This is a genomic window from Tenacibaculum litopenaei, from assembly GCF_964514025.1.
GTDB classification, from domain to species: domain Bacteria; phylum Bacteroidota; class Bacteroidia; order Flavobacteriales; family Flavobacteriaceae; genus Polaribacter; species Polaribacter litopenaei.
On sequence record NZ_CAZEQT010000007.1, the window covers coordinates 344,686 to 370,881 of the forward strand.

Annotated in this window: 24 protein-coding genes; 16 read left to right on the plus strand and 8 right to left on the minus strand. The window is 38.4% G+C overall.

Annotation, left to right across the window (positions count from 1 at the left end; genetic code table 11):
* Positions 1-4: 4 nt before the first annotated feature.
* On the minus strand, positions 5-481 hold the full coding sequence (gene rpsG / locus ACKTS5_RS16190) for a 30S ribosomal protein S7 (RefSeq protein WP_408044928.1): 477 nt from the start codon (positions 479-481) through the stop codon (positions 5-7).
* 31 nt (positions 482-512) lie between these two features.
* Entirely contained in the window at positions 513-893 is a 381-nt protein-coding gene (gene rpsL / locus ACKTS5_RS16195; protein ID WP_132722869.1) for a 30S ribosomal protein S12, read from the minus strand.
* 184 nt (positions 894-1,077) lie between these two features.
* Between rpsL and ACKTS5_RS16200 the strand changes: the two genes are divergently transcribed.
* The 5 genes from ACKTS5_RS16200 (at position 1,078) to ACKTS5_RS16220 (ending at position 9,440) form a co-directional block, all read left to right on the plus strand.
* Positions 1,078-2,688 carry a BamA/TamA family outer membrane protein gene (locus ACKTS5_RS16200; RefSeq protein ID WP_408044929.1) on the plus strand — a complete coding sequence of 537 codons (1,611 nt, stop codon included), beginning with the start codon at positions 1,078-1,080 and terminating at the stop codon, positions 2,686-2,688.
* A 332-nt stretch (positions 2,689-3,020) separates the two neighbouring features.
* A complete protein-coding gene (locus tag ACKTS5_RS16205; RefSeq protein WP_408044930.1) occupies positions 3,021-6,176 on the plus strand; it encodes a SusC/RagA family TonB-linked outer membrane protein in 3,156 nt (1,051 codons plus the stop codon).
* 20 nt (positions 6,177-6,196) lie between these two features.
* The gene (locus ACKTS5_RS16210; RefSeq protein WP_408044931.1) at positions 6,197-7,678 is read left to right on the plus strand and encodes a SusD/RagB family nutrient-binding outer membrane lipoprotein; all 1,482 of its coding nucleotides are present in this window, start codon (positions 6,197-6,199) and stop codon (positions 7,676-7,678) included.
* Positions 7,679-7,766: 88 nt separating this feature from the next.
* A complete protein-coding gene (locus ACKTS5_RS16215) occupies positions 7,767-8,498 on the plus strand; it encodes a hypothetical protein (RefSeq protein WP_408044932.1) in 732 nt (243 codons plus the stop codon).
* Positions 8,499-8,750: 252 nt separating this feature from the next.
* Entirely contained in the window at positions 8,751-9,440 is a 690-nt protein-coding gene (locus ACKTS5_RS16220) for a hypothetical protein (RefSeq protein ID WP_408044933.1), read from the plus strand.
* Here the strand turns inward: ACKTS5_RS16220 and ACKTS5_RS16225 are convergent.
* Entirely contained in the window at positions 9,437-10,405 is a 969-nt protein-coding gene (locus ACKTS5_RS16225) for a DUF3179 domain-containing (seleno)protein (protein ID WP_408044934.1), read from the minus strand. The two genes, ACKTS5_RS16220 and ACKTS5_RS16225, sit on opposite strands and share 4 nt — an antisense overlap.
* A gap of 47 nt (positions 10,406-10,452) precedes the next feature.
* Positions 10,453-11,736, minus strand: a complete 1,284-nt coding sequence (locus ACKTS5_RS16230; RefSeq protein WP_408044935.1) for a metal-dependent hydrolase family protein — start codon at positions 11,734-11,736, stop codon at positions 10,453-10,455.
* A 108-nt stretch (positions 11,737-11,844) separates the two neighbouring features.
* On the opposite strand from ACKTS5_RS16230, the gene ACKTS5_RS16235 reads away from it, so the two are divergent.
* Genes ACKTS5_RS16235 through ACKTS5_RS16250 form a run of 4 tightly spaced genes read left to right on the plus strand, consistent with a single transcriptional unit; the run spans position 11,845 to position 15,226 of the window.
* Complete coding sequence (locus ACKTS5_RS16235) at positions 11,845-12,807, plus strand: DUF898 family protein (protein WP_408044936.1); 963 nt, start codon at positions 11,845-11,847, stop codon at positions 12,805-12,807.
* Positions 12,808-12,824: 17 nt separating this feature from the next.
* Complete coding sequence (locus ACKTS5_RS16240) at positions 12,825-13,508, plus strand: SDR family NAD(P)-dependent oxidoreductase (RefSeq protein WP_408044937.1); 684 nt, start codon at positions 12,825-12,827, stop codon at positions 13,506-13,508.
* A 34-nt stretch (positions 13,509-13,542) separates the two neighbouring features.
* A complete protein-coding gene (locus tag ACKTS5_RS16245; RefSeq protein ID WP_408044938.1) occupies positions 13,543-14,133 on the plus strand; it encodes a SprT-like domain-containing protein in 591 nt (196 codons plus the stop codon).
* 13 nt (positions 14,134-14,146) lie between these two features.
* On the plus strand, positions 14,147-15,226 hold the full coding sequence (locus ACKTS5_RS16250; RefSeq protein WP_408044939.1) for a mannose-1-phosphate guanylyltransferase: 1,080 nt from the start codon (positions 14,147-14,149) through the stop codon (positions 15,224-15,226).
* A 38-nt stretch (positions 15,227-15,264) separates the two neighbouring features.
* Here the strand turns inward: ACKTS5_RS16250 and lpxK are convergent, their stop codons facing one another.
* Positions 15,265-16,308, minus strand: a complete 1,044-nt coding sequence (lpxK, locus tag ACKTS5_RS16255; protein WP_408044940.1) for a tetraacyldisaccharide 4'-kinase — start codon at positions 16,306-16,308, stop codon at positions 15,265-15,267.
* A 52-nt stretch (positions 16,309-16,360) separates the two neighbouring features.
* Between lpxK and ACKTS5_RS16260 the strand changes: the two genes are divergently transcribed.
* The gene (locus ACKTS5_RS16260) at positions 16,361-17,455 is read left to right on the plus strand and encodes a Nif3-like dinuclear metal center hexameric protein (RefSeq protein ID WP_408044941.1); all 1,095 of its coding nucleotides are present in this window, start codon (positions 16,361-16,363) and stop codon (positions 17,453-17,455) included.
* Positions 17,456-17,457: 2 nt separating this feature from the next.
* Positions 17,458-18,228, plus strand: a complete 771-nt coding sequence (locus tag ACKTS5_RS16265) for a zinc ribbon domain-containing protein (protein WP_408044942.1) — start codon at positions 17,458-17,460, stop codon at positions 18,226-18,228.
* A 289-nt stretch (positions 18,229-18,517) separates the two neighbouring features.
* On the opposite strand, the gene prfA is transcribed toward ACKTS5_RS16265, so the two are convergent.
* Complete coding sequence (gene prfA / locus ACKTS5_RS16270; RefSeq protein WP_408044943.1) at positions 18,518-19,594, minus strand: peptide chain release factor 1; 1,077 nt, start codon at positions 19,592-19,594, stop codon at positions 18,518-18,520.
* Between the two features lie 80 nt (positions 19,595-19,674).
* Between prfA and ACKTS5_RS16275 the strand changes: the two genes are divergently transcribed.
* From ACKTS5_RS16275 to ACKTS5_RS16295, 5 genes are all read left to right on the plus strand, one after another.
* The gene (locus tag ACKTS5_RS16275; protein ID WP_408044944.1) at positions 19,675-20,103 is read left to right on the plus strand and encodes a hypothetical protein; all 429 of its coding nucleotides are present in this window, start codon (positions 19,675-19,677) and stop codon (positions 20,101-20,103) included.
* Between the two features lie 89 nt (positions 20,104-20,192).
* Positions 20,193-20,870: a TetR/AcrR family transcriptional regulator gene (locus ACKTS5_RS16280; RefSeq protein ID WP_408044945.1), complete on the plus strand. Its 678-nt coding sequence runs from the start codon at positions 20,193-20,195 to the stop codon at positions 20,868-20,870.
* Positions 20,863-22,530 carry a peptidase domain-containing ABC transporter gene (locus tag ACKTS5_RS16285; protein ID WP_408044946.1) on the plus strand — a complete coding sequence of 556 codons (1,668 nt, stop codon included), beginning with the start codon at positions 20,863-20,865 and terminating at the stop codon, positions 22,528-22,530. The genes ACKTS5_RS16280 and ACKTS5_RS16285 overlap by 8 nt, the downstream gene beginning before the upstream one ends.
* Before the next feature lies 1 nt (position 22,531).
* On the plus strand, positions 22,532-23,890 hold the full coding sequence (locus ACKTS5_RS16290; RefSeq protein ID WP_408044947.1) for an HlyD family secretion protein: 1,359 nt from the start codon (positions 22,532-22,534) through the stop codon (positions 23,888-23,890).
* Positions 23,887-25,284: a TolC family protein gene (locus ACKTS5_RS16295; protein WP_408044948.1), complete on the plus strand. Its 1,398-nt coding sequence runs from the start codon at positions 23,887-23,889 to the stop codon at positions 25,282-25,284. The genes ACKTS5_RS16290 and ACKTS5_RS16295 overlap by 4 nt, the downstream gene beginning before the upstream one ends.
* A gap of 345 nt (positions 25,285-25,629) precedes the next feature.
* Here the strand turns inward: ACKTS5_RS16295 and ACKTS5_RS16300 are convergent, their stop codons facing one another.
* Together ACKTS5_RS16300 and ACKTS5_RS16305 are read right to left on the minus strand one after the other, a co-directional pair.
* Positions 25,630-25,914: a hypothetical protein gene (locus tag ACKTS5_RS16300; protein ID WP_408044949.1), complete on the minus strand. Its 285-nt coding sequence runs from the start codon at positions 25,912-25,914 to the stop codon at positions 25,630-25,632.
* A 2-nt stretch (positions 25,915-25,916) separates the two neighbouring features.
* Entirely contained in the window at positions 25,917-26,192 is a 276-nt protein-coding gene (locus ACKTS5_RS16305) for an ATP-dependent Clp protease adaptor ClpS (protein WP_408044950.1), read from the minus strand.
* Positions 26,193-26,196 lie beyond the last annotated feature (4 nt).

The following is a 26,196-nucleotide window of genomic DNA, read 5'->3' on the forward strand; positions in this document are numbered from 1 at the left end:
GTTATTAAAATCTAAAGTGTGAGAATGCTTTGTTTGCTTCAGCCATTTTATGCGTATCAACTCTTTTCTTAACAGCAGCACCTTCTTCTTTAGCAGCAGCTAAAATCTCAGCAGCTAAACGTTGTGCCATTGTCTTCTCATTACGCTTACGAGCGTAAGAAATCATCCACTTAATCGCCATTGAAACCTTACGGTCTGGACGAATTTGCATTGGAATCTGAAAAGTTGCCCCACCTACACGACGAGAACGAACCTCTACGTGTGGCATTACATTTGATAAACCATCTTTCCAAACTTCTAAAGCTGACTTCTCTTCGTCAGTCTTTTTTTCGTTTACGATATCAATTGCATCGTAAAATACCTTGAATGCTACCGATTTTTTACCGTCCCACATTAGGTTGTTCACAAAACGTGTTACTAACTGATCATTAAATCTTGGATCCGGTAAAAGAACTCTTTTTTTAGCTCTTCTTTTCCTCATGTCTTTACATTAAAAAAGTTACTAATTATTTTTACTTTTTGTCTTTAGGGCGTTTTGCTCCGTACTTAGATCTACGTTGAGTTCTTCCCTCAACACCTGCAGTATCTAATGCACCACGAACAATGTGATATTTAACACCTGGTAAATCTTTTACCCTTCCACCTCTAACTAATACTATCGAGTGCTCCTGAAGGTTGTGTCCTTCACCTGGGATGTACGCGTTGATCTCGTTACCATTTGTCAATCTAACACGAGCAACTTTACGCATTGCTGAGTTAGGTTTCTTTGGTGTTGTAGTATATACACGCGTACAAACTCCACGTCTTTGAGGACATGCCATCAAAGCAGCCGATTTACTCTTCTTAGTTATTTTGGTTCTTCCTTTACGAACTAATTGTTGAATAGTTGGCATACTAATTAATTACTATTTTTCGTTTGTACTAAATAATTCTCTTATTTTAAAGAGTGCGCAAATGTACGATATTTTTTCAATTTATCAAATCGCGCTAAGTTATTTTTAATCAACTCAATAAAAACATCACATTTAGTTAATATTCATGTACCTTCGCCTTATTGAAATATCTAATTTTAGTTTTTTGAATCGCATAGCCCTCTTCCTCTTGTTTTTTTTGAGCTCCTTTCTCTGTTACAGCCAAGAATCTCCATTGCTCATACAAACAAAAAACCCAATACATCAAACTGTACTGGACAGCCTGAAGCTCACACAAAAATCGATTGATAAAAAGCAACTTAGCTCCCACCTTCAAAAAACCCAAGCAACACTTCAACGTCAAGGGTATTTCAATTCCGATTTTAAAATTCTACAACACAACGATACCACAAAAATCATCGTCACACTCGGTCAAAGAGTACCTCGCGCTAAAATAAAATGGCAACAAAAGTATTACGAAATGCCCATGGAGAAAGTTTCTCACTTTTTACGAGAACAAACGATTGCACGTGATGCCTTAGGAGAGTCATTTGCTAAACTTCAACTTACTCATATTCGCATACACAACAACTGTTTGGAAGCCACACTTACCATTAGTAACCAAACGCGCCGTCATATCGATAAAATAACTATTAAAGGTTACGAAAACTTCCCGAGGTCTTTCCTCAAACACCGAATAGCCCTTACTCCCGGAAAAATTGTGAGTAAAAAAGAACTACAACGAATACACAAACGTTTAAACAACCTGAATTTTAGCAAGTCAATTAAAACCCCAGCACTGCTATTTTCAAAAGATTCAACAGTAGTTTATCTTTACCTAGAAAAAAAACAACACAATAGCATTGACGGAATGCTCAACTTAGGCTCTAAACCCAAGTCGTCTGGCATCCAATTAAACGGGCATCTCGATTTACAACTAAACAACATATTAAATACCGGTGAACAATTTCGATTGAACTGGAAGTCGTTTAACAGCAACCAGAATTTTTCATTGCGTACAGATATCCCGTATCTTTTTAACAGTTCCATTAGTGCTCGACTCCAATTCAGCATCCATCGGCAAGACTCCAGTTTTGTGAATTCTAAATTCAACACTGCTTTGACACATCAGCTCAACCCAAAAACGCAAGTTGGTCTAAGCTACGAACAACAAGAATCTACCGAAACACTGCTTCCAACGGGGAATCAAAACAACGCTTTGGCTTCTTTTAACAGTCAATTTATAGGTGCCCTTGTAGCTTATCAGCTCCCTAACGAAAACTTTTTATGGAGTCCGTACAAACACAGCTTAATTGTCAATCCAGCAATAGGAAGCCGCGGTAATACACGTCAATACAAATTGGTAGCTGAGGGAAGTGCTTGGTTTGAAATCAATGAAAAAAACGCCATACTCACCAAAGGCAGGAGCGGATACCTTCGCAGTCCCAACTTGTTTAACAACGAGCTCTTCCGTATGGGAGGCATTAACAGCCTACGCGGATTCAACGAACAGAGCATTTTCACTCATTTGTTTGCCAGCTTACAAACAGAATACCAATTTTTAGTGAGTCCCAATCAAATTCTGTACAGCATCACAGACATTGCGTATTACAAATCAGGGGCCAACTACAAATCTGCCCTTGGGCTTGGCCTGGGCTACAAACAGCAGCGCAACAACACACTACTTTCGATCTCCTATGCAATCGGTAAAACGAGTGACGATTCTTTTGATTTCAAAAAATCATTTCTAAATATTAAAATTATCAATTTCTTTTAAAAAAAGAAACAAATGTTAGAATCGAATACTGAACCCCTAAATTCGGTAAAATCTACTTATTTCCTTTTGAAACCCTTATCAACATTGAGCTTAACGGCCTTTTAAGATCGAACACAAAAAACAAAGTCTTCCGCCCTTATTCTGTTAAAAAACACTACAGCTCTCAATCAACACGTGTTTTTTTAACAAAATCTCAAAAAAACACCCAAAACACCTAGCAAAACCCAACAAAGACAACACTTCTCACTTTAATTAATAATTAGTTAACAAAAATGTTGTTTTTTTAAGTTTTATTTAAGACTTTTGAGCCAAATAATTCAAACAATTACGCAATGAAAACAAAGTTTAATGGAATTTTAACGCTACTACTAGCGTTGATTGTGCAAATTTCATTTGCACAAGAAAAAACGATTTCAGGGACGGTTTCGGATGAATCTGGGCCATTACCTGGAGTTACTGTGTTAAAGAAAGGGACTACCCAAGGAACAGAAACGGATTTTGACGGTAAATACTCAATCAAAGCAGCTACAGGAGACATTCTTGTATTCAGTTTTGTTGGGATGAAGACTGTAGAAAGAACAGTTGGAGCGTCAAACACGATTAATGTTGCTATGGCTAGTGACAACGTACTTGATGAAGTAGTAGTTACTGCATTAGGTATTAAAAGAGAAGCTAAAAGTTTAGGTTTCGCACAGCAATCTGTAAAGGGAGAGCAATTAACACAAACGAGAGAAGTTGACATTAACAATTCAATCGCTGGTAAAGTAGCAGGGGTTCAAATGTTAGGTGCACCGAGTTCTGGTTTTGGTAATGCTTTAATCCGTTTAAGAGGTGAAAGTGATTTATTATACGTTGTGGATGGAGTAAAAGTAGATAGTTCTGCTGACATCAACATCGATGATATCGAAACGTTAAACGTACTTAAAGGTAGTGGTGCTACTGCACTATACGGACCGATTGGTAAAAACGGGGTTGTTGTAATTACTACGAAGAGAGCTAAGAATGGAAAAACTGCAGTTACTGTAGACCAATCTATTCAAGTTTCTAACGTATACATTTTACCTGAGTACCAAAATGAGTACGGTGGTGGATACACACAAACTTTTTCTACTCAAGGAGGTCAATTAATCCCTAACTACGCAGCTGACGAATCTTGGGGACCAAGATTAGACGGAAGACTAGTTAGACACTGGGATTCTTGGATTCCTAACTCAGCGGAATTTGGAGAGTTAAGACCTTGGTCTGCAAATCCAAATAACGTTCAGAACTTCTTCGAAACTGGAATTACATCGAACACCTCTGTTAACTTTTCAAAAGGTGGAGATGGATACAACATCAAAACAATCTTAAGAAACGTAGATATCGAAGGGATTGTGCCAAACTCAGAAAGAAACTTAAAGCAAATCAGCACAAGTGCTAGCTTTGATATTTCTGAAAAATTAGAAGTATACACGAACTTGAACTACCAATACAGACATACAGTAAATGATCCTGTAGGTAGATATAACGGTATCGGATCTAACTTTAACCAATGGTTCCAAAGACAGTTAGACATGAATCGTTTAAGAGACAACTACTTCCAAAACGGAAACTTCTACACTTGGAACATCAGAAGTACTTCTAACTTAGCTCCTCAATATTGGGATTCTCCTTATTTTGAAGTAAACCAAAACTTAAAGCACCAAACTAAAAACGCTACTTTTGGTAACGTTGGATTGAACTTCAAGTTAACGGATGATATCACACTTAACGCTGAATTAAGAAGAACTGTAAACTCTTACAAGAGCGACGCACGTGTAGCATTTGGTGGATTAAACCAAACGTCATTCACTGAAACTGACCAAACAATTAGCTCTACGGAGGTATTTGCAATGGCAACGTATACGAAAGACTTAACTGAAGATTTAGACTTAACTGCTTCGGTTGGTACGGAATTAAGAACTTTCCAAAACAGATATATCACTGGAGCTTCTAGTGGTGGATTAACTATTCCTGGAATCTACACAGTAGCTTCTTCTAAGGATAGACCTGTTTACACAAACAGAGAATTCAACAGAAAGAACCGCGGTTTATTCGCTACAGCATCTTTTGGATATAAAGACATGTTATACTTAGACGGTACTTTACGTTCTGACTGGAACTCTACCGCTACTCCAGACAACAACCGCGTATTAACGTACGGTGGATCTTTGAGTTTCTTATTTGACAAAGTTATTGACTTTGACGCATTGAGCTTTGGTAAGTTACGTGTTGGATATGCAGAAGCGCCAAGTTTCCCAGATATCAACGCTACAAAAGTTGTTTACCAAACTGGTGGTTCATACAATGGAGTAACGCCATTATTCCCATCTGCTAACCAAGCGAATCCTTTAATTGAAGGAGGTACTCGTCAGGAATTAGAAATCGGTACAGAATTAAAGTTCTTCAACAGCCGTTTAGGAGTTGACTTCACGTACTTCGACAGAAAAGATATTAACTTACCTATTAACGTGCCATTATCTGGATCTACTGGATTTACTTCTGCAACAGTTAACTCAGGAAAATTCTCATCTAAGGGTATTGAATTAGCCTTAACTGGTACTCCTATCAAAACAGACGATATTACTTGGGATGTTGGAATCAACGTTGCAACATTAAAGAGACAAGTAGACGAATTATACCCTGGAGTTACTACTGAAGTATTAGTATCATCTTGGAGAGGTTTAACATTAGAAGCTAGAACTGGACAAGAGTGGGGTGCTTTCTACGGTAGAAAAATCAGAAGAGACGCTAACGGAAACGCAGTGATTAACTCTAATGGTTCATACGCCTTTGACCAAAACCAATACTTAGGTAACTTATTACCTGACTTTACTGGAGGTTTAACAAACTCTTTCACTTACAAAGGAATTAACTTAACTTTCAACATCGATTTCCAAAAAGGTGGAAAGTACTTCTCAGTAACAGACATGTTTAACCACTACTCTGGATTAGGTGCTGGAACTGTTGGAAACAACGCTTTAGGAAACCCTGTACGTGACGGATTAGTTGCTGCTAACGGATCAACTATTGACCCAGCTACTGGTAACCCATATACTGTATTACCTGCAAACAATGCAGCTAGTAACTCAGGAGGTCAATTGGTAGAAGGTGTTGACGCATCAGGAAACCCTGTTTCATACTATGTAGAGGCTAAAACGTATAACCACAGTTTATTCGCTTTACACGAAAGATGGATCCACGATGCTTCTTACATCAAATTAAGACAATTATCTTTAGGATATACTTTCTCTTCAAAAATGTTCGAGAACACTCCTATCGAAAATATTTCTGTAAACTTATTTGCTAACAACCTTTGGTTAATCTATTCAGAGATTCCAGGTATCGACCCTTCAGAATTAGAAAACTCTAACGGAGGTTCAGGTGCTGGAAACGGATTTAGATGGACAGAAGGAGGACAATTACCAAGTGCAAGAACTTTTGGTATGAACATTAAAGTTAGATTTTAATTAAATAAAAATTTAAAGAAATGAAAAAAACAGCATATAAAGCTATTGTCCTATCAGCTCTTTTAGCCCTAGGTGTTAGCTGTAAATCATATGATTTTGAAAATACTGACGACAACTTAAACAACCCGTCAGCAACGGTACCATCGTCTTTATTAACGGCGAGTCAAGCAAAATTAGTAGGAACTTTAAGTTTAGTAGGTACAGCGACACCGTCGTTATACGTGCAACACTTGTCACAAACTCAATATACTGAAGAATCTCGTTACCAAACGATCAACTTCAACTGGAATGTGGTAGGTAGTGGTACTGGACAACAAGGAACTACGAGTGCCTATAACAAGCCTATTTTAGCCTTACAGACTATTATTGATGCAAACACTACAGACCCTGCAAAATACGTAGGATTTGGTTCGACTAACAACCAATTGGCTGTGGCAAGAATCATGAAAGCTTACTACTATCAGTGGATGACTGACAGATGGGGTATGTTACCTTATACAGAAGCTTTAGGTGGTATTAACAAACCAAACCCTAAATACGATACTCAAGAGTTTATCTATAAAGACTTATTCAAGGAAGTAGACGAAGCTTTAGCACAAATGGACGCTGGAGCAGGACCTCAAGGAGATATCATTTTTGGAGGAGATATGGCTAAGTGGAAAAAATTTGCAAATACGTTCAAAATGAACATGGCAATTCGTTTAGCAAAAGTATATCCTGGTGCTAGTGACTACGCAGCTACTAAGTTTAAAGAAGCTATGGCCGCTGGAACAATTACTTCTGCCGCTGAAAACATCATGTTCCCATGTATTTCTGATGATCAATACGACAATCCTTACCAAGATGATTACGTAGATTTAGGAAGAGAAGATGAGTGTTTAAGTGATGTACTTGTAAACAGAATGCAAGCGTTAAGCGATCCTCGTTTACCTAAGTTTGGAGCTCCAGCAGCTGCTACTGGTACTTTTGTTGGATTGCGTTATGGATGGGCGAATGCAGGAAGTATTCCTAACACCGCTGTATCATTCATGAACAACGATTTAATTAAAAATTCTACCAAGTCATTACCAATGTTCACCTATGCTCAGGTTTCTTTTAACAAGGCAGAAGCTGTTATATTAGGATGGATCACTGGAAATGCGCAAACTTTCTATGAAGATGGTGTAAAAGCATCTATGACGCAATGGGGAATTTCTGCTGCTGACGCAACTACGTACTTAGGTAGAGCTGGTGTTGCTTACAACGCTGGTACTGCCATGAACCAAATTGCTGAGCAAAAGTGGTTAGCTTTATTCTACCAACCATATGAGGCTTGGGCAGAGTGGAGACGTTTAGATTTCCCAGTATTAACACCTGCTGTTGATGCAATCAACGGGTCTTCTATCCCAGTAAGACACGCGTATCCATCAACAGAGCCATCACAAAACAAAGCAAACTACGATGCTGCTGTAGCAGCTCAAGGTGCTGATGGATTGTTCACTAAATTATGGTGGGACAAATAAGAACTTGATTTTTAAATCATTATACAAAACTACCTTTTGAAAAAAAGGTAGTTTTTTTTATATTTAAAATTCACTTAAAACACTAATTATGAAAAAGCAAACATGGATGGTGATAGCGCTTATCTTGAGCCATTACCTCAGCTATGCCCAAGGAGGAAAAAACAGTACAAACATCATGGTGCAAAACCCACCTCCCAAAATCAAAACTGAAGTTAATTTCAATCCGCAAATGATTGGAGGTGTCTTACAACCCACCAACCACAAATACTTCAGAAAAAACGATGAATTTAACGGTGTTTTAGGAAGTTTCTACCTCTACGAAAAGTGGTCACACGCTTCTACTATTGAAACGGAAACTGGTAAGAAATACGAGATTAATAATTTAAACTTCGATCTCGATGAGGAAAAATTTCTATCCAAGCTTTCCAAAGACAGTGTATACGTCTATCAAAACCTTTCTAGAGTAGTCATCAACAATCGCATTTTTAAAAGCATCGATGACAAATTTTACCAAACCCTATCGGATGAGGGAGCTGTAGTACTTCTTAAAAATTTTAGTGGCAAACTAAAAAAACCCGTAATGAACAAAATGACCAACCAAATTGTAAAACCTGCTCAATACGTCAAAGTAGAAAAGTACTTCGTCCAAAAAAACGGTGAAGACAATCTGGTAAAATTAAGCTTGAAAAAGTCAAAAATCCTAAAGGCGCTATCCGATAAGAAGAAAGAAATCAAAGCTTTTGTTTCCAAAAACAACTTATCGTATGACAACGAAATAGATGTCATCAAAATAGTCAATTACTACAACACCTTAAGTTAACGAGCAAAAACAACTCAATACGAAGATCGTTACTGATAATTATATATAGGCTCGCTTATCATATTAAGTTTTATGAGAGGCGAGTTTTTCTTTTCCATTTCCCACCGATCATTTATTATAGACTTTCGGACTTCTATACCCCCTTTTAGATGACCCATTGACTACAAGAGCCTTATTCATTTTAAGCTATGTTAAAAACAACTCTTATGTAGATTAGTTTCTGTATCTTTAAATCACACTAAATCCCTAATCATGAAAAAATTAACAATTGTTATGACACTCACCTTAGCCTTCACTACAGCTGCTTTTGCTCAACAAGTACCAGGCGGAGGTTCCGTAATCAACTTTAATCCACAAATGGTAGGTGGTTCCTTCCAAGGCACAGATCACGGTAGCTTTAAAAAAAATGACGCATTTAACGGAATAGAAGGATCTTTCTACCTCTATAAAATTTGGAATTTTCCGGCGGTTATTGAAACGGAAAATGGGAAGACCTTCAAAATCAACAATCTCAATTACGACTTAGACGAAGAAAAATTCTTATCTAAAATCAGTAATGACAGTGTTTACTTTTATGAGAATCTTAAACGCATCGTCATAAATAAAGACGAATTCACTCAAATAGATGGTAACTATTATCAAAAACTCTCGGCTAAAGGGAACTTAACCCTATTAAAAAAATACAGTGGAAAACTAAAAAAACCTGTACTAAACAAAATGACCAATCAAGTACTCAAACCAGCAAAGTACTTAAAAGTAGAAACCTATTTCGTAGCTGTAGATGGCGATAAACTCATTGAAGTTAGTTTAAAGAAGTCGAAAATCATGAAGCTTATGGCAGCTCACAAAAAAGAAATTAAAACTTTTGTAAAGACTCATAGATTATCCTTTAAAAAGGAAGCAGATGTCATTAAAATCATCAATCACTACAACAGTCTTTAAAAAGCAATAGCTGTTTGCTCAAAAAACCATTGCCACGCCCAAAGCTCGGCATTATAACACCTAGGAGAAGCTAATTGCTGTCCTTTTTTAGGGCCTTCAACGGCTTCTCCAAAAACGTTGTACACCGTTCCATCAGTACCTAGCATCACATTTGGAAAATCACTTCTCAACGTAAACACTGCTCCGGGCTGCACGTAAAAGGCAGTAAACAATTGTTTCTCCCTATCCCCGAGTACTACGACATTTTTCCCTCCAACAGTCGTTTCCCTGATTCTTAGCTTGTCAAAAGATTGATGTCTGTACAATTCTATGCGTTCTTCCAAGCCTTCTAATACCACCCCAAAATGATTAGATCCGTTACTCGCTGTTCGAGCTCCTTTGGTTTGTAATTTATCGTGAATATAAACCTTCGCTTCTGGAAAATAATTTTTTACCGTTTTCCAAGTAGTTTCAATAGAATAAGTAGTTTGTATAGGAAGCTCCTTTTGCCCACCACGAATACCTTTAAGGAGCATTTGTGACCAGTAACTCTTGTTTTCGCGGTCTGTTAATACCAAATTGTCTTTAAATAAATAGCCTGAGGCCAACACTGGTTGCGGCGCCCCATTAATTCTATTTGTAAAACAAATACCGCTTTTCGTTTGAGGACAATAGCTTACGATATAATTAAAACCATCGATGGCATCATTAACCACCTCTGAGTAATTTAAATAAACATACGGATAAGCCTTAAGGGTTTCATTGTGCTTCACCAAAAGTACCCGCTCTTCATCCGCTACCTTATCCACAGCGCCAACGGCTGCAAATTCAGGAGCATCGATAAAAGCAAAAGGCGCACCTTCCTTGATAAAACTTTCATCCACCGACCACAGCGAACTCTCTGGAGTAGGTTCGGCAACACCTTCTGAGTCCGCAGTACTACAAGCCATCAAAAACAAGGCTACCACAACTAACGTATTTCTCATATTAATCATTTCGAAATCAGTCGGTTTCAAATGACAAAACTTACAAATCACTCGTTTAAATAAATCACTCCCGATTTCATCACAAAATGAACGCGTTCCATCGTAGTAACATCGTTAACAGGATTAGTGTCCACCGCAATAATATCGGCTAAAAAACCCGGTTTTACCTGACCTAAATCGGTACTCCTTTGCAATATTTTTGCGTTAACCACAGTCGCTATCTTCAATATCTCCATTACAGGCATTCCCGCTTCGTGCATATAACGGAATTCACGACCATTTAACCCGTGCTTAAAAACTCCTGCGTCCGTTCCAAAAGCAATAGGAACCCCAAACTTATAGGCTTTGGCAAAGGTACCCTGGATTTGAGGCCCAACCGCTAAAGCTTTAGGAACAACAATCGCTGGGTAAAACCCTTTAACTTTTGCCTTTTCTTCAACTTCCTTTCCTGCTGTAATTGTCGGAACAAGATACACGTTGTTCTCCTTCATCAACTCCATGGTTCTTTGACTCATATAGGTCCCGTGCTCGATGGTTTTTACTCCACCTAAAATGGCTCGTTGCATACCTTCATCACCGTGGGCATGCGCAGCTACATGCATTCCGTAATCCTTAGCCATCGCACAAATTGCCTTAATTTCTTCAATGGTAAACTGCGGATTATCTCCACTCTTCGCAACACTTAACACTCCTCCTGTCGCCGTAATTTTTATACAATCGGCCCCGTTTTTATAGCGCTGTCTAACCGCTTTTTTGGCATCTTCGACACTGTTCACTACTCCTTCTTTAGGACCAGGGTTCCCTGTTAAAATTCGCTTTGCACCATTCGTAGGGTCAGCGTGTCCTCCAGTAGAGGCCAAGGCTTTTCCTGCCGTGAATATACGAGGCCCCAGTATTTTACCAGCAGCTATCGCCTTTTTCAAGGAAATGTTTACGCCAGTACCTCCTAAATCTCTTACCGAAGTAAACCCGTTCATCAAAGTAATTTTAGCGTAATTGACAGCGTTAAAGGCAATATCCGCCTCATTTAAAATATAGCGTTCTAATTGAGTATGCGGATTAAACTCTTGTTCGATATGTACATGCATATCGATCAACCCAGGCAGCACAAACTTATTTCTCAAATCGACCACCTCAATTTTCTTATTTTTCGGCTTCAGGTACCCTTGCTTTACCGCAGTTATTTTATTACCGGTAACCACAACGGTTCGTTTTTTTAACACCACTCCCTTAAACGTGTCTATTAAAGCTCCACAATGCAGGTAGGTATCTTGTGCACTCACCTCAAAGGCTTTTACAATCAGCACGAGTAGTAGTAATTTTCTCAACATCTTTTAACTCTTTTGGGTTCAAAGCATTAAATATAACACTTTCTCAAATCCATCACTCTTGGATAATAAAAAATTTAATCGCATTTTTGACTAAATTCAGATTTGCTTATGCTAGAAAACACCCACCAAGCCACCCCATCAAAAAAGCTACGCTATAGTGCTGAAGGCAGTACTTTTGCGCTCATTTATTTCAAAAATTTAGTATTGACAGTGCTCACACTCGGCCTCTACTACCCATGGGCACGAGTAGCTCTATTAAAATACCAGCACCGAGCTACTTCCCTGGGAGACAAAACCTTTGATTTCCACGGAATTCCAAGTACTATTTTTAAAAGTTACGCAAAACTCTACCTCCTCATTGTACTATTGTATTCCGTATTATTCTTTGGGCTACTCTCCCAAAACGATCTAACCTCAGCAATATGCCTAGGCTCTTTTTATCTACTGCTCGTACTTCTTCTGCCATTCGTTTTACATGGAATTGTTCAATACCGTAGTAAAAATACGAGCTGGAAGGGGATTACGTTACAATATTTAGGTAGCAAATACGAATTGTTTTGGGCCGTACTACAAGGTGTACTCATCACACTACTGACCCTTGGGATTTACGCTCCGTGGTTTCATACTAAAATTAGAAAGTACCTCATCAGTCACCTTCGCTTTGGCAATTTGTCTTTTGACTTTAAAGGGACCGGCGAAACCTTGTTCTGGATTCAACTAAAATGCATACTTTTTCTCATTCCCTCTCTTGGAATCTACAGTTTTTGGTATCTTCGCAATCTTTTGAATTTTTATGTAGAAAACATAGAAATCACTCAAGATGGTAAAAAAGTAGCACTCAAGTTCGACATTCAGATGGGCGACTTATTCCAGCTCATCATCATCAACGTCGTACTGCGTATGATAACGCTCGGAATCGCAACGCCTTGGATTATGACTAGGAATCTTCAATTCTTTAGCAAACACTTGGTTATTGAAGGAATTGAACTCAGTGAAATACAACAAGTAACATACTCGACTCCTCAAACAGGAGCACAAGCTACTGACTTTTTACATTTTGATTTAGCTTAATAAACAAGACAAGACCTATGAACAAAAACATCGTTATTACAGGAACCAGCAGAGGTATTGGATTTGAGCTCGCGCGTCTTTTTGCAGACCAAGGGCACCAAGTTATTGCCCTTTCCCGAAATGCTGACCCTATACGTGCTTTAGATCACCCTAATTTGCACCCTTTTGCTACGGATTTAACAAACGAACAATCTCTTAAAGAAGTTACCCAACAAATTAAAGCGCAATTTGAACACATCGATATCTTGGTTCACAACGCCGGTGCTTTAGTCAACAAACCTTTTGAAGAATTAACACAGGCAGATTTTCAAAAGGTATATCAAGTAAATGTCTTTTCAGTTGCACAACTCACACAATTGCTCTTGCCCGCTATCCCGAAAGGAGGTCATGTGGTAAGCATTAGTAGTATGGGAGGAATTCAAGGAAGTATGAAATTCCCGGGATTGGCAGCTTATAGCTCTTCGAAAGGAGCAATAATCACCCTGTCCGAATTGCTGGCCGAAGAATACAAAGAGCAGCAAATCGCGTTTAATGTATTGGCTTTGGGTGCAGTGCAAACAGAAATGTTAGAAGAAGCCTTCCCTGGATATCAGGCGCCGACAACAGCGCTGCAAATGGCTGAATACATCTATAATTTTGCATTAACCGGACAACAGTACTACAACGGAAAAGTACTACAAGTATCGAGTTCAACCCCTTAAAAAACAAACGAAAAGCTAAGGACTCAAGAACGCAATGGCTCATATTTTAGAGAAATACATACCGAAAGCCGCAGTTACACCTGCCTTGTATCTTATTAAGAAGTACCAAATCAACTTAAAAATTGTTGGAGAACGCCAATCTAAACACGGTGATTTTCGACGACTTCCTTCTGGTGAAATGCAAATTACGGTGAACAACAACTTAAATCCTTATCAGTTTTTACTGACCTTGATACACGAGATTGCGCATCATGTTACCTATCAAAAATTTGGTCGCGTGCAACCTCATGGGCAAGAGTGGAAAACGGTTTTCCAACACCTTATGATTCCCTTTCTCAACCCTGAAACCTATCCGCTTAGCATCTTACCTCACTTAGCAAACTACTTAAAAAACCCAAAAGCGAGCACCGATACCGATGTAAACTTATCTTTAGCTTTACGTGGTGGTGTCGCAGAATCAGGAAAGAATTTTATCTTTGAAATCCCTTTAAATAGCGTATTTAGCTTTAAAAACACCTTATTTAAACGAGGAAAAAAGAGGAGAACTCGATATGAATGCTTAAATTTAAAGAACCAAAGAGTCTATTTATTTAATCAAAACGCTGAAGTTTTTCTAATAGAGTAAAAAAAACAACCAAATGAGTACGAATTATTACGCAGTTATCATGGCCGGAGGAGTAGGATCTCGATTTTGGCCTGTAAGCACACAAGAATACCCAAAACAATTTCACGATATGCTAGGTACTGGTGCATCGTTGATCCAAAAAACATTTTCGAGGATCAACGCTTTAGTTCCTAGTGAAAATATTGTCATTGCTACCAATGAAAAATACGAAGACCTAGTACTGGAGCAACTCCCTGAACTCAGCAAAGCTCAATTACTACTAGAACCCGCTATGCGCAATACTGCTCCGTGTATTCTCTATGCAGCCTTAAAAATATACGCCCAAAATCCGGACGCCGTGATATTAGTCGCTCCTTCGGATCACTGGATAGAAAACGAAGCGGAGTTCTTAGCCAATATTGAAACCTCATTCAAAACCTGCGGGGAAAACGATTATTTAATGACCTTGGGTATTCAACCAGACCACCCAAATACTGGATACGGTTACATCCAATTTGAAAATTCTGATAGCCGCGTAAAAAAAGTAAAAAACTTTACGGAGAAACCCAACTTGGAAAAAGCGCAGGAGTTTTTGGCAAGTGGTGATTATTTATGGAATGCAGGAATATTTGTTTGGTCGGCTAAAAGCATACTTAACGCTTTCAAAAACTTCCTCCCTGAAATGTTAGCGATTCTCTCTGAAGATACTTCGGTATACAACACAGCAGCGGAAGTTGACTTTATCAATAAAAATTACGAGCGCTGTGAGAATATTTCGATAGACTTCGGTATTATGGAACACGCTAAAAACGTTCATGTCCTTCCTGTTAATTTTGGCTGGAACGATTTGGGTACTTGGGGCTCTCTCTATAACAAACTCGGTAAAGACACGCAAAACAATGCCGTAGTCGGAGCGACAACACTGTGCAGAGACGCTGAGGGTAATATGATTAGCACTACACAAGGCAAGCGCGTAATTCTTCAAGGACTTCAAGATTATATTATCGTTGAAAAAGACGACGTTTTGTTGATTTGTCCGCGAAAAGATGAACAAGACATCAAAATAATAGCCGCAGAAGCCTCGGCAAAATTCACCAAAGAACCCGTACAATAAGGTTCGAAATCAAAAAAACCTCCTAATCACACAGCTATTTAGGAGGTTTTTTTAGCGTAAAAGGCATCGATATGCTCTGTAATAGCTTGGTCAAAGGCTTCTCCTCCTTCTATAAATTCACTTTCTATAGCAAGGTATTGCAAACTGGGTAGTTTCCCTTCTAAGCGCACAAAATCTTTCTCTGTAGTCAAAATACAAACTGCATCTTCAGTGCGTTCAAATCGTTCCTGAATCCCCTTTAAATCGCTTTCGTTGAAATTGTAATGATCTGGGTAACTCAAATGTTCAAACAGTACTTGCTGACTTTCTAAATATGTTAATAAAGGCGTCGGATTCGCAATTCCAGTTACTAAAACCACTTTCTTCTTTTTTAAATCCCCGATGTGTATGACTTGTGCTCCCCTTAATTGTTCATCGTATTTAATTCGTGAAAAAAACAAGCGTTGCCCAGCTGCTAATTGCAGTGATTTTTCAATGCGTTCTCGTTCTGAGTTCGACAGATTGTTTGGACATTTCGTCACAACTACCAAGGCTGCTCTGCGCGCTCCTGCTCTCGATTCTCTTAAATTCCCCGTCGGCAATACATAATCTCGACTGTACAAGTCGTCGTACTTTGTTAATAAGATGTACAAACTCGCTTTCACTTTTCTGTGTTGAAAGGCATCGTCTAACACCACCAATTCTGGAATAGGAGTTCCCTGCAACAAGGTTTCAATTCCCGCTACCCTGTCGGCATCTACAGCAACTTGAATTTCCGTTCCAAATTTCCTAAAAAATTGTTTGGGCTCGTCTCCTACCTCCCCTGCAGTATGGCTAGCAGTCACTAACTGATATCCTTTGGTACTTCGCTTGTATCCTCTGCTGAGCGTCGCCAATTGAAAGCGATCTTTAAGAAGTCGAATAAGATATTCAACTTGAGGTGATTTCCCTGTTCCTCCCACACTCAAATTTCCGACTGCAATGACTGGTATTTGAAATGAGCGTTGCGGAAACAATCCCCAATCAAAAAAGGCATTTCTCAGGCTGGTAATCCCGCGGTACACTAGTGACAGCGGAAACAATAGATATCTCAGTAGTTTCATCAGAGCGAAAATAATTAAAAATCTTAACTTTGAATTTCAAAAAAGAGCCAATATGCAAATAAGAGACATTACCAATTATATAGAAGAGTTAGCTCCTTTAGCCTATGCAGAGGACTTTGACAATGTAGGCTTATTGGTAGGAGACTACCAAACTACCGTTACCGGAGTCTTAGTCACTTTAGACACCTTAGAAAATACTGTAGACGAAGCCATTTCCAAGGGATGCAACTTAATTGTTAGTTTTCACCCTATTATATTCAAAGGCTTAAAAAAGATTAACGGATCGAACTATGTCGAACGCGTTATTATCAAAGCCATCCAACACAATATTGCCATCTATGCTACACATACAGCGTTAGACAATGTTAACCGAGGGGTGTCAGCAAAAATGTGTGAGGTTTTAGGATTGAACAACTACCAAACACTTATTCCTAAAGCGGGCAACATTAAAAAACTAACCACTTTTGTTCCAACGACGCATGCGAACGCACTGCGTTCTAAACTATTTCAGGCCGGCGCAGGAACTATAGGAAACTACGACAACTGTTCGTTCAACTTTCAAGGCATGGGCAGTTACCGCGGTAACGAACACTCGAATCCAACCGTGGGAAAACAAGGTGATCTTATGTTCGAAGAAGAAACTTCTATTAATGTGACCTACGAATCACATAAGGAGGGAGCACTGCTGAAGGCCTTGTTCGTCAATCACCCCTATGAAGAAGTTGCCTACGAACTTACCCAACTCACCAATACAAATCAACACGTAGGAATGGGAATGATCGGAGAATTCGATACTCCCATGGCTCCAGAGGCGTTTTTACAACAAGTAAAAACTACCTTTAATACCGGTTGCGTAAGACATTCAAAAATACTGGACCGCCCCATTAAAAAAGTAGCCGTTTTAGGCGGATCTGGAAGCTTTGCCATCAAAAATGCACTTCGAGCAAAAGCGGATGCTTACCTCAGTGCCGATTTCAAATATCATGAGTTTTTTCAAGCAGAAGGGAAAATTTTACTAGCAGATATTGGACACTATGAAAGTGAGCAGTTTACAAAAAATCTTTTGGTTGATTATCTTAGCAAAAAATTTAGTACTTTTGCAATTATTTTAAGTGAAGAACGAACAAATCCAATATATTATATATAAAGATGGCAAATAAAGAAATAACGGTAGAAGAAAAGTTAAGAGCGTTATACGACTTACAATTAATCGATTCAAGAATTGATGAGATTAGAAACGTTCGCGGTGAGTTACCTTTAGAAGTTGAAGATTTAGAGGATGAAGTTGCAGGATTAAACACCAGACTTTCGAACTTAGCTAACGATTTAGCCACATTGGAGACAGATATCAACAACAAAAAACTTGCGATTACCGAATCAAAAGGATTGATTGCCAAGTATGTTGAACAACAAAAAAATGTGCGTAACAACAGAGAATTTGACTCGTTGACAAAAGAAGTTGAATATCAAGAATTAGAAATTCAATTATCAGAAAAGCGCATTAAGGAGTACAAAGCAAAAATCGTTCAAAAGAATGAAGTGATTGCCAATACTAAAGATAAGTTAGCTCAGCAAGAAAATCACTTGGCTCACAAGAAGAACGAATTGGATGCGATTTTAAAAGAAACTGAAAAAGAGGAGCAATTATTAAAAGAAAAGTCAGCGGAATTTGCGGCTTCTATCGACAAGCACCTCATTACCGCTTATACGCGAATCCGAAATAAAGTAAAAAATGGATTAGCTGTTGTATCTATCGAGCGTGGAGCTGCTGGAGGATCTTTCTTTACCATCCCTCCACAGGTTCAGTTAGAAATTGCCAACCGTAAAAAAATCACTATCGACGAGCACAGTGGTCGTATTTTAGTTGATGCTGCTCTTGCTGCCGAAGAGCGCGAAAAAATAGACAACTTGTTCTCTTAAGATAAAAAGAACAAACTCAATATAACTTAAACCATCGATACATATCGGTGGTTTTTTTGTTAGTACCCTGAACTCTACGGCAATCGTCAGATCACCTCCTCTCTCCTATCAATCCTTATCAACACCAATGTACCAATACCGATATCCTTATAACTTCATTCGCTGGGCTTTCATATCCCCATAGACTTGTGACGCCAAGCATAAAAGACGCTGCTTAAAAATGGAAGAATTCAGGATTCAAGAGCTATATAAAGAGCAAAAAAAACTCGCCTTTTCGGCGAGTTTCTTTTTAGATGGTTTCTCCAAGCTCTTTGAGCTTCGAAGTATTTTCTGCGAGCATGAGCTCGTCGATAATTTTCTGTATATCTCCGTTTACGATGTTTTGTAGATCGTATAAGGTTAACCCTATTCGGTGATCGGTTACCCTTCCTTGCGGATAGTTATAAGTTCTAATTTTAGCAGAACGATCTCCTGAGGTTACCATAGATCCTCTTTTTGCAGCATCTTCTGCTTGTTTCTTGGCTAACTCTAAATCGTATAAACGAGAACGCAGTACTCTAAAGGCTTTTTCCTTGTTTTTATGCTGAGATTTCTGATCCTGACATTGCGCCACTAATCCCGTTGGGATATGGGTTAAACGCACTGCAGAATAGGTAGTGTTTACAGATTGCCCTCCAGGCCCTGACGAACAGAAATAATCAATACGTACATCTTTCGGGTTGATTTCTACGTCAAATTCTTCTGCTTCTGGGAATACCATACAGGTAGCTGCCGATGTATGTACACGCCCTTGAGTTTCTGTTTGTGGTACGCGTTGTACACGGTGCACCCCAGCCTCAAACTTTAGCGTTCCATACACATCTTCTCCTGACACTTCAAACTGGATTTCTTTAAATCCTCCGTTTGTTCCTTCACTGTAGTCTACTACCGATACATTCCAACCTTTACCTTCACAGTACTTGGTATACATTCTGAACAAATCACCGGCAAAAATACTAGCTTCGTCTCCACCAGTACCTGCACGTAGCTCTACAACGGCATTTTTAGCATCTTCAGGATCTTTTGGAATTAATAAGAACTTGATCTCATCTTCGAGCTCAGGAATTCTCCCCTTCGCTTCATCCAACTCCATTTTAGCCATTTCCACCATTTCTGCATCACTTCCATCAGCAATGATTTCCTTAGCTTCTTCCATGGTATTTAAAAGTCCTTCGTACTCATTGGCCTTCTTAACCACTTTTCCTAAGTCCTTGTATTCTTTATTTAACTGAACATATCGCTTTTGATCAGAGATAATGTCCGGTTGAATAATCAAATCGGATACCTCGTCAAATCGTTGTTTAACTATCTGTAATTTATCTAGCATTGTATCTTTTCTATGGTCTGCGAATTTACGATTTTTCTTTAAATTTGAATAATATATAAAGAACTAAAAACAAAGCCATTATGCGCAATGCTCTTTTACTACTCCTCTTCGCCATTCTTATTTCCTGCCAACAGGACACTACGCAATACCCTAACTTTCTGTTAGGTTCATGGAAACGGGTCAACGACTCTCCTGAAAATCACACCTATGAACACTGGGAACCCGATTTTACAGGTATCGGATACACACTGCATAGCAACGATACCGTATTTAAAGAGCACTTAGCAATCATCAAAAAAAATGGGAAGCTCTATTTATCGATTACCGGTGTGAACGAATCGCCTACCTTGTTTGAATTCACACAACAAAACGCCTCGAGTTTTACTTGCAACAATCCCGAAAACGCCTTTCCTAAAATTATTCATTATGAGTATAAAGACAACTTTCTCCACGCGAGTATCTCCAACGAACAACAAACCATTAATTTTAAATTTGAGAGACTCCCGTAGTCTCTTATTTTTTTCTTAAGCTAATTTTAACATCTTTTCTCTCATTATTGATAGTAATACTATTAAATTTGCAATGTAAACGATTACGCATGAAAAATTTACTATCAAATCTAAAAATTGACATTCCGTCGGGGATTTACCTGAAAGACCCAGAGTCTTCCGATTTAGGAAAGCGAATTATAGGAAACAGCATAGTACTCATCGAAGAAATTGGTTTTGAGAAATTTAACTTTAAAAAGCTAGGTCAAAAAATCGGAAGTAATGAGAGTTCTATCTATCGTTATTTCGAGAGTAAACACAAGTTGCTAATTTACCTCTCTTCATGGTATTGGGGATGGGTAGAATACCAACTGGTACTCGAAACCTTCAGCATACAAGACCCGAAAGAAAAATTAGAAAAAGCCATCGAAGTAGTTACGAGAACTACCCAGCAAGACAACAACTACGGACATATTAATGAAGTTGCATTGAATCAGATTATGATCAATGAGAATTCTAAATTTTATTTGACCAAAGATGTAGACACTGAAAACAAAGAAGGCTACTTCTTAACATTCAAACGAGTAGTTCGACGCCTCTCAGAAATTATCGAAGCTTACAATCCAAAGTATTCGTATCCGTTAACACTGGCGAGTACACTCACGGAAAACGCACTGCATCAACACTTTATCAAATCGCATTTTCCATCAATTACGAATTGTAATGATTTAATAACACCTACCTCGTTTTTTAAATCATTAATTTTAAACACCTTAGCAAATGAATAACCAGCCACTATCGCCTTGGAAGCGATTTATAAGTCTACTTGAAACCGATAAAAAAGACATCTTTCAGATAGCCTATTTTGCCATTTTTGAAGGTCTTGTAGCACTCTCTCTCCCTTTGGGAATCCAGGCCATCATCAACCTTATCCAAGGAGCCCAAATTTCAGCTTCATGGATCATTCTGATCATCTTAGTGACTTGTGGTGTCGCTTTTTCAGGTACGCTTAAACTCATGCAAATGCGCATTATTGAAACCATCCAACAGCGTATTTTTACGAGGGCATCTTTAGAACTCAGTTATCGCTTTCCAAAAATTAAGACGAACGAGTTACGCAATTACTATTTACCCGAATTAGCGAATCGTTTTTTTGATACGCTTACCATACAAAAAGGTCTGTCAAAGATATTGGTTGACGTTCCTTCGGCGTTCTTACAAATACTTTTTGCCCTGGTATTGCTTTCATTCTACCATCCGTTCTTTATTTTCTTTGGTTTGTTATTGTTGGTATTGATTTACGGAGTATTTAAGTACACTGCTCAAAAAGGACTCGATACGAGCTTAATAGAATCAAAACACAAGTACCGTGTTGCACACTGGTTACAAGAAATTGCTCGAACCGTTATAAGTTTTAAAATTTCAGGAAGTACCAATCTGGCCATCAATAAAAGTGACAGCCTAGTAAAAGACTATTTAGATGCCCGTGAAAAGCACTTTAAAATTCTCGTTATCCAATTCATTCAAATGATCGGTTTTAAAGTACTGGTAACTGCGGGGCTACTCCTCATTGGTGGATTTCTAGTACTCAATCAGAAAATGAATATCGGGCAATTCGTCGCGGCAGAGATCATCATTTTATTGGTAATCACTTCGGTTGAAAAACTCATCATAGGACTTGAATCATTTTACGATGTACTGACATCTATTGAAAAATTAGGACAGGTAATTGACAAGCCTTTAGAGCGTCAAGAAGGTGAAGAAGTCAATAACAAAAAGGATTTTACCCTAGAGCTTCAAGATGTTACTTACGAAGTAAAAGATTTAAACAAACCTGTATTAGACGAAATTTCCTTAACCGTTAATCCTAAAGACAGAATTCTTATCGAAGGAGAAAGTGGTAGTGGAAAATCGAGCTTATTGCAATTGATATCGGGTATTATTCAACCCACTAGTGGATATATGTTTATCAACAACGCTTCAGTAAGTAGTTTAATCATCAGCAAATACCGAGCACATCTTGGCTTATCCCTTTCTGAAGAAACTCCTTTTGAGGGAAGTATTCGAGAAAACATCACCTTTGGAGATACGTCGATTAGTGATGATGTCATTTATGAAGTATTGGACAAAGTTGGTCTGACGGAATTCATCAAGCTACAGAAAAATGGATTAAACACCTTGTTAAAACCGGACGGAAAGCAAATAGCCTATACCATTGCTAAAAAACTCGTTTTGGCAAGAGCTCTTGCCAAGCGCCCTAAGGTTTTAATTTTGGAAGATCCACTTGACCAGTTCAAACAAGAAGAAACACAAAAAATCATTCAATATTTATCGTCTCCTAAACAACCGTGGAGCCTTATAGTAGTAAGTAATAACAAAGCTTGGAAACAACAGTGTAACAAACACATCACTCTTGAAAACGGCGCTATTAAAAACATTACCCTCTAATATGTTAAATATTTCGCACAATAAAATCACAAAATACGTAGATGAGACCTCTTTTAAATCGGGGAAAAACATCTTTACCAAAGAATACCACAAACGCTTTAGAAAATTCCTATTGTTTTTTACTGGATTTCTATTTGTTATCTTGTTCTTACCGTGGACTCAAAACATCAGTAGTGCAGGAAATGTAACTACCTTAAAACCGAGTCAACGACCACAAAGCATACAATCGCAAATTCCAGGACGCATTGAGGAATGGTTTGTACAGGAAGGAGACCTGGTACAAAAAGGAGATACGATATTGCGCATCTCAGAAATCAAAAGTGAGTATTTTGACGAGCTACTCACCAAGCGAACGAATCAGCAGTTAACTGCTAAATCGTCCTCGGTAACTGCTTACAAGAACAAGGTAAAAGCATTACAAAACCAAATCAAAGCACTGAAGCAAGAGCGAACGCTCAAGTTAGCTCAGGCCCAAAACAAATTGATACAATCCCGCTTAAAGGTTACCAGTGACAGTATTGATTTGGTTGCAGCGACTACCAAAGCAAGCATTGCAGAAACGCAATATCAACGAGCGGTTACGCTACAAAAGGAAGGATTAAAAGCAGTCAAAGACGTCGAAGAAAAACGCGCCAAATTGCGTGAGGCACAAGCAAAAAACATTGCCCAGCAAAACAAATTACTCAGCGCTAAAAACAATGTAATTAACAGTGAGTTGGCCATTTCCACATTAAAAGCGACTTACAGTGATAAAATTGCCAAAACCGAAAGTAACTTGTACTCAGCTGAATCGAGTGCATTGGATAGTGAAGCACAAGTTTCTAAGCTCGCGATTAATTTAGCCAATTACGAAAAACGAAGCAGCCTTCGTTTTGTCACGGCTCCACAAACAGGCTTTATTAACAAGGCTATCAAATCAGGGATTGGTGAAACCTTTAAGGAAGGTGAAAAATTAGTGAGTATCATGCCTGCTGCCTATGAATTAGCCGTTGAAATGTACGTACGTCCTATTGATTTGCCACTCATCCACCTCGACGAAAAAGTGAGAGTTCAGTTCGATGGTTGGCCGGCCATAGTTTTTAGCGGTTGGCCTAATGTATCGTACGGAACCTACGGAGCCCGTGTAGTTGCCATTGAAAACTTCATCAGCGACAACGGTAAGTACCGCGTACTAATTGCTCCCGACGAAACAACGGTTCCTTGGCCTAAAGCTATTCGAGTAGGTTCGGGAGCACGTACTATCGCGCTTTTGGAAAACGTTCCTATTTGGTATGAATTATGGAGACAAATCAATAGTTTCCCTCCAAATTTTTACCAGCCCAACAAAACGAAGTCAAGTTCTGATACAAAGAAAAAATGATTAAACGAATAATACGTATACTACTCCTCTGCACTGTTTTTAGTGGTTATGCGCAACAAAGCGACCAGACGCTGAGCCTGGAACGTTATTTGACCGTGGTAAAAAAAAATCACCCACTGTTAAAACAGGCGCAATTAATTAGTAAAAAAGGAAGTGCGAAGCTCCAAAAAGCTAGAGGAGGCTTAGATCCTAAAATTGAGTTGGATTACGATCTTAAAAACTTCAAGAAATCGACCTATTACGACAAACTCAATACCGTTTTAAAAATCCCAACTGCCTACGGGATCTCGTTTAAAGCGAGTTACGAAGTTAACGATGGAAAATATTTAAATCCGGAATACACGACTCCCGATCGCGGTTTATACAGCGCAGGGGTTTCTATTTCTCTTGCCCGAAACCTGCTTATTAATGAACGTGCAGCAACTTTACGCCGTGCAAAACTGTATCAACAACAGTCGCTAGAAGACCAACGTTTACAAGTAAATGAATTACTTTTTAAAGCCCTGGCAGTGTATTTTGATTGGTTGCAGTATTACGAAATAAAAAACACGTATAAAACCTATATTGCTAATGCGGATTTCAGACTGCGTAATGTCAAAAAGAGTTTTGAAGCTGGTGACAAACCCGCCATTGATACCTTGGAGGCTTCGATCAACTTAAAAAATAGGAAAATCGATTTTGAAAAGGCCAAACTAGACTACCTAAAAGCATCTTTGAAAGTAGCTAACTTTGTTTGGTCATCAGAAGAAGTTCCTATGGAATTACGCGAAGGAACCATCCCTTCAACGGTAAGCTCTGAAACCTTAGACGCGTTACTCAACCAGTCGCTTAACGAAGCAACTACCAGTTTTATCAATAAGCACCCTAAAATAAAGGCCTTAAATTTAAAACGAGAAAGTGCGTTGATCAACAAAAAACTCAAAGCAAACAACCTGTTGCCTATAATCGATTTGGAATACAATTTTTTGAGTGCAGATATTCATCGTTTTAGCTCATTTAACACGGCGAATTACAAAGGAGGCATTCGTTTTAGCATACCGTTATTTATGCGCAAACAACGAGGTGACTTAAAACTGGCTAAACTCAAACTGGAAGAGTTAGATTTTGATATCCAAAATACCACGCGTACGTTAAAAAATAAGATCAGTGCTACAGAACAAAAAATCGCCTCTTATACCGAACAAAACAGACTCTTAACGGAGTTGGTTGATGACTATCGCAAATTAGTTGCCAGTGAAGAACGTAAATTTAATCTTGGAGAGGGTTCCTTATTTCTCGTTAACTACAGAGAAGTAAAGCTTATTGAACAGCAATTAAAAGCTATCAAAACTCAAAACAAACTCTACACTTCGAAATCCGAATTGGTAAAAACGCTGGCTAACTTTAGTCTATAAATTAAAAAGGACCTTGAATCTGCAGATTCAAGGCCTTTTCGTCTAACCAAACTTAGTATAAAAACTAACTACTACTATTTTAAAATTAATTATCTTCAAATTAAAAGCTCTCCTTTCAGTTAGATGTCATCAAGGACTTATATAAGGGAATCCTACTCAGAGAGACTTGGGGGGTTTACTTTTATAAACCGAGGGAAAACAAACTAAAACTAATTATATATTGAAATTGTTTAATGATCGTATTTTGTTCAAAGCGGCTTTTTTAAAACTGCCTTCATTCTTTTGACACCCTTTTTTTTGATAGGTCACATTAAAACAAAAAAAAATCTCAAAAAAATTTGAGATTTAATATAAATACTTTCGCAACACGATGCGATGTTCTGGTTTTGACTTGTCATAATCCTCTACAAGTAGCTCTATTATTTCGGGTTTCGCTTTACCAACTTCCCTTGCTGATCCATAGCGGGATACGTATAAATCATAGGACTCTTGGCCTTCGTGTGTTTTTTTTACGAAAATTAAAAAGTGTTGTTCATTTAACACAGAATAACAAATTTCATTTCCTTCAAACTGTCCAGAATTATCCGAAAAAAAATCGGAGAATTCGTAATATCTAAAAACATTTTCCATTGCTATACAATCTCAGCAGATAATCCGAGGTCCAATAATTTTGTACATCTCGGTTCCAAATCCTTATACTCTCCGGTTTTAACGGCACATTTTCCTTTATAATGTACGAGAACCGTACATTGTTCAGCCTGTTCTGGGGTGTGTTCACACACACTGATTAAACTATCGATTACGAAATCAAAGGTATTGACATCGTCGTTGTACAAAATAATTTCGTGCTTTCTAGTCGAAGCTGTCAGCACATCCAGTTCTTCTTGAATTTTCTCTATGGTACTCATACTT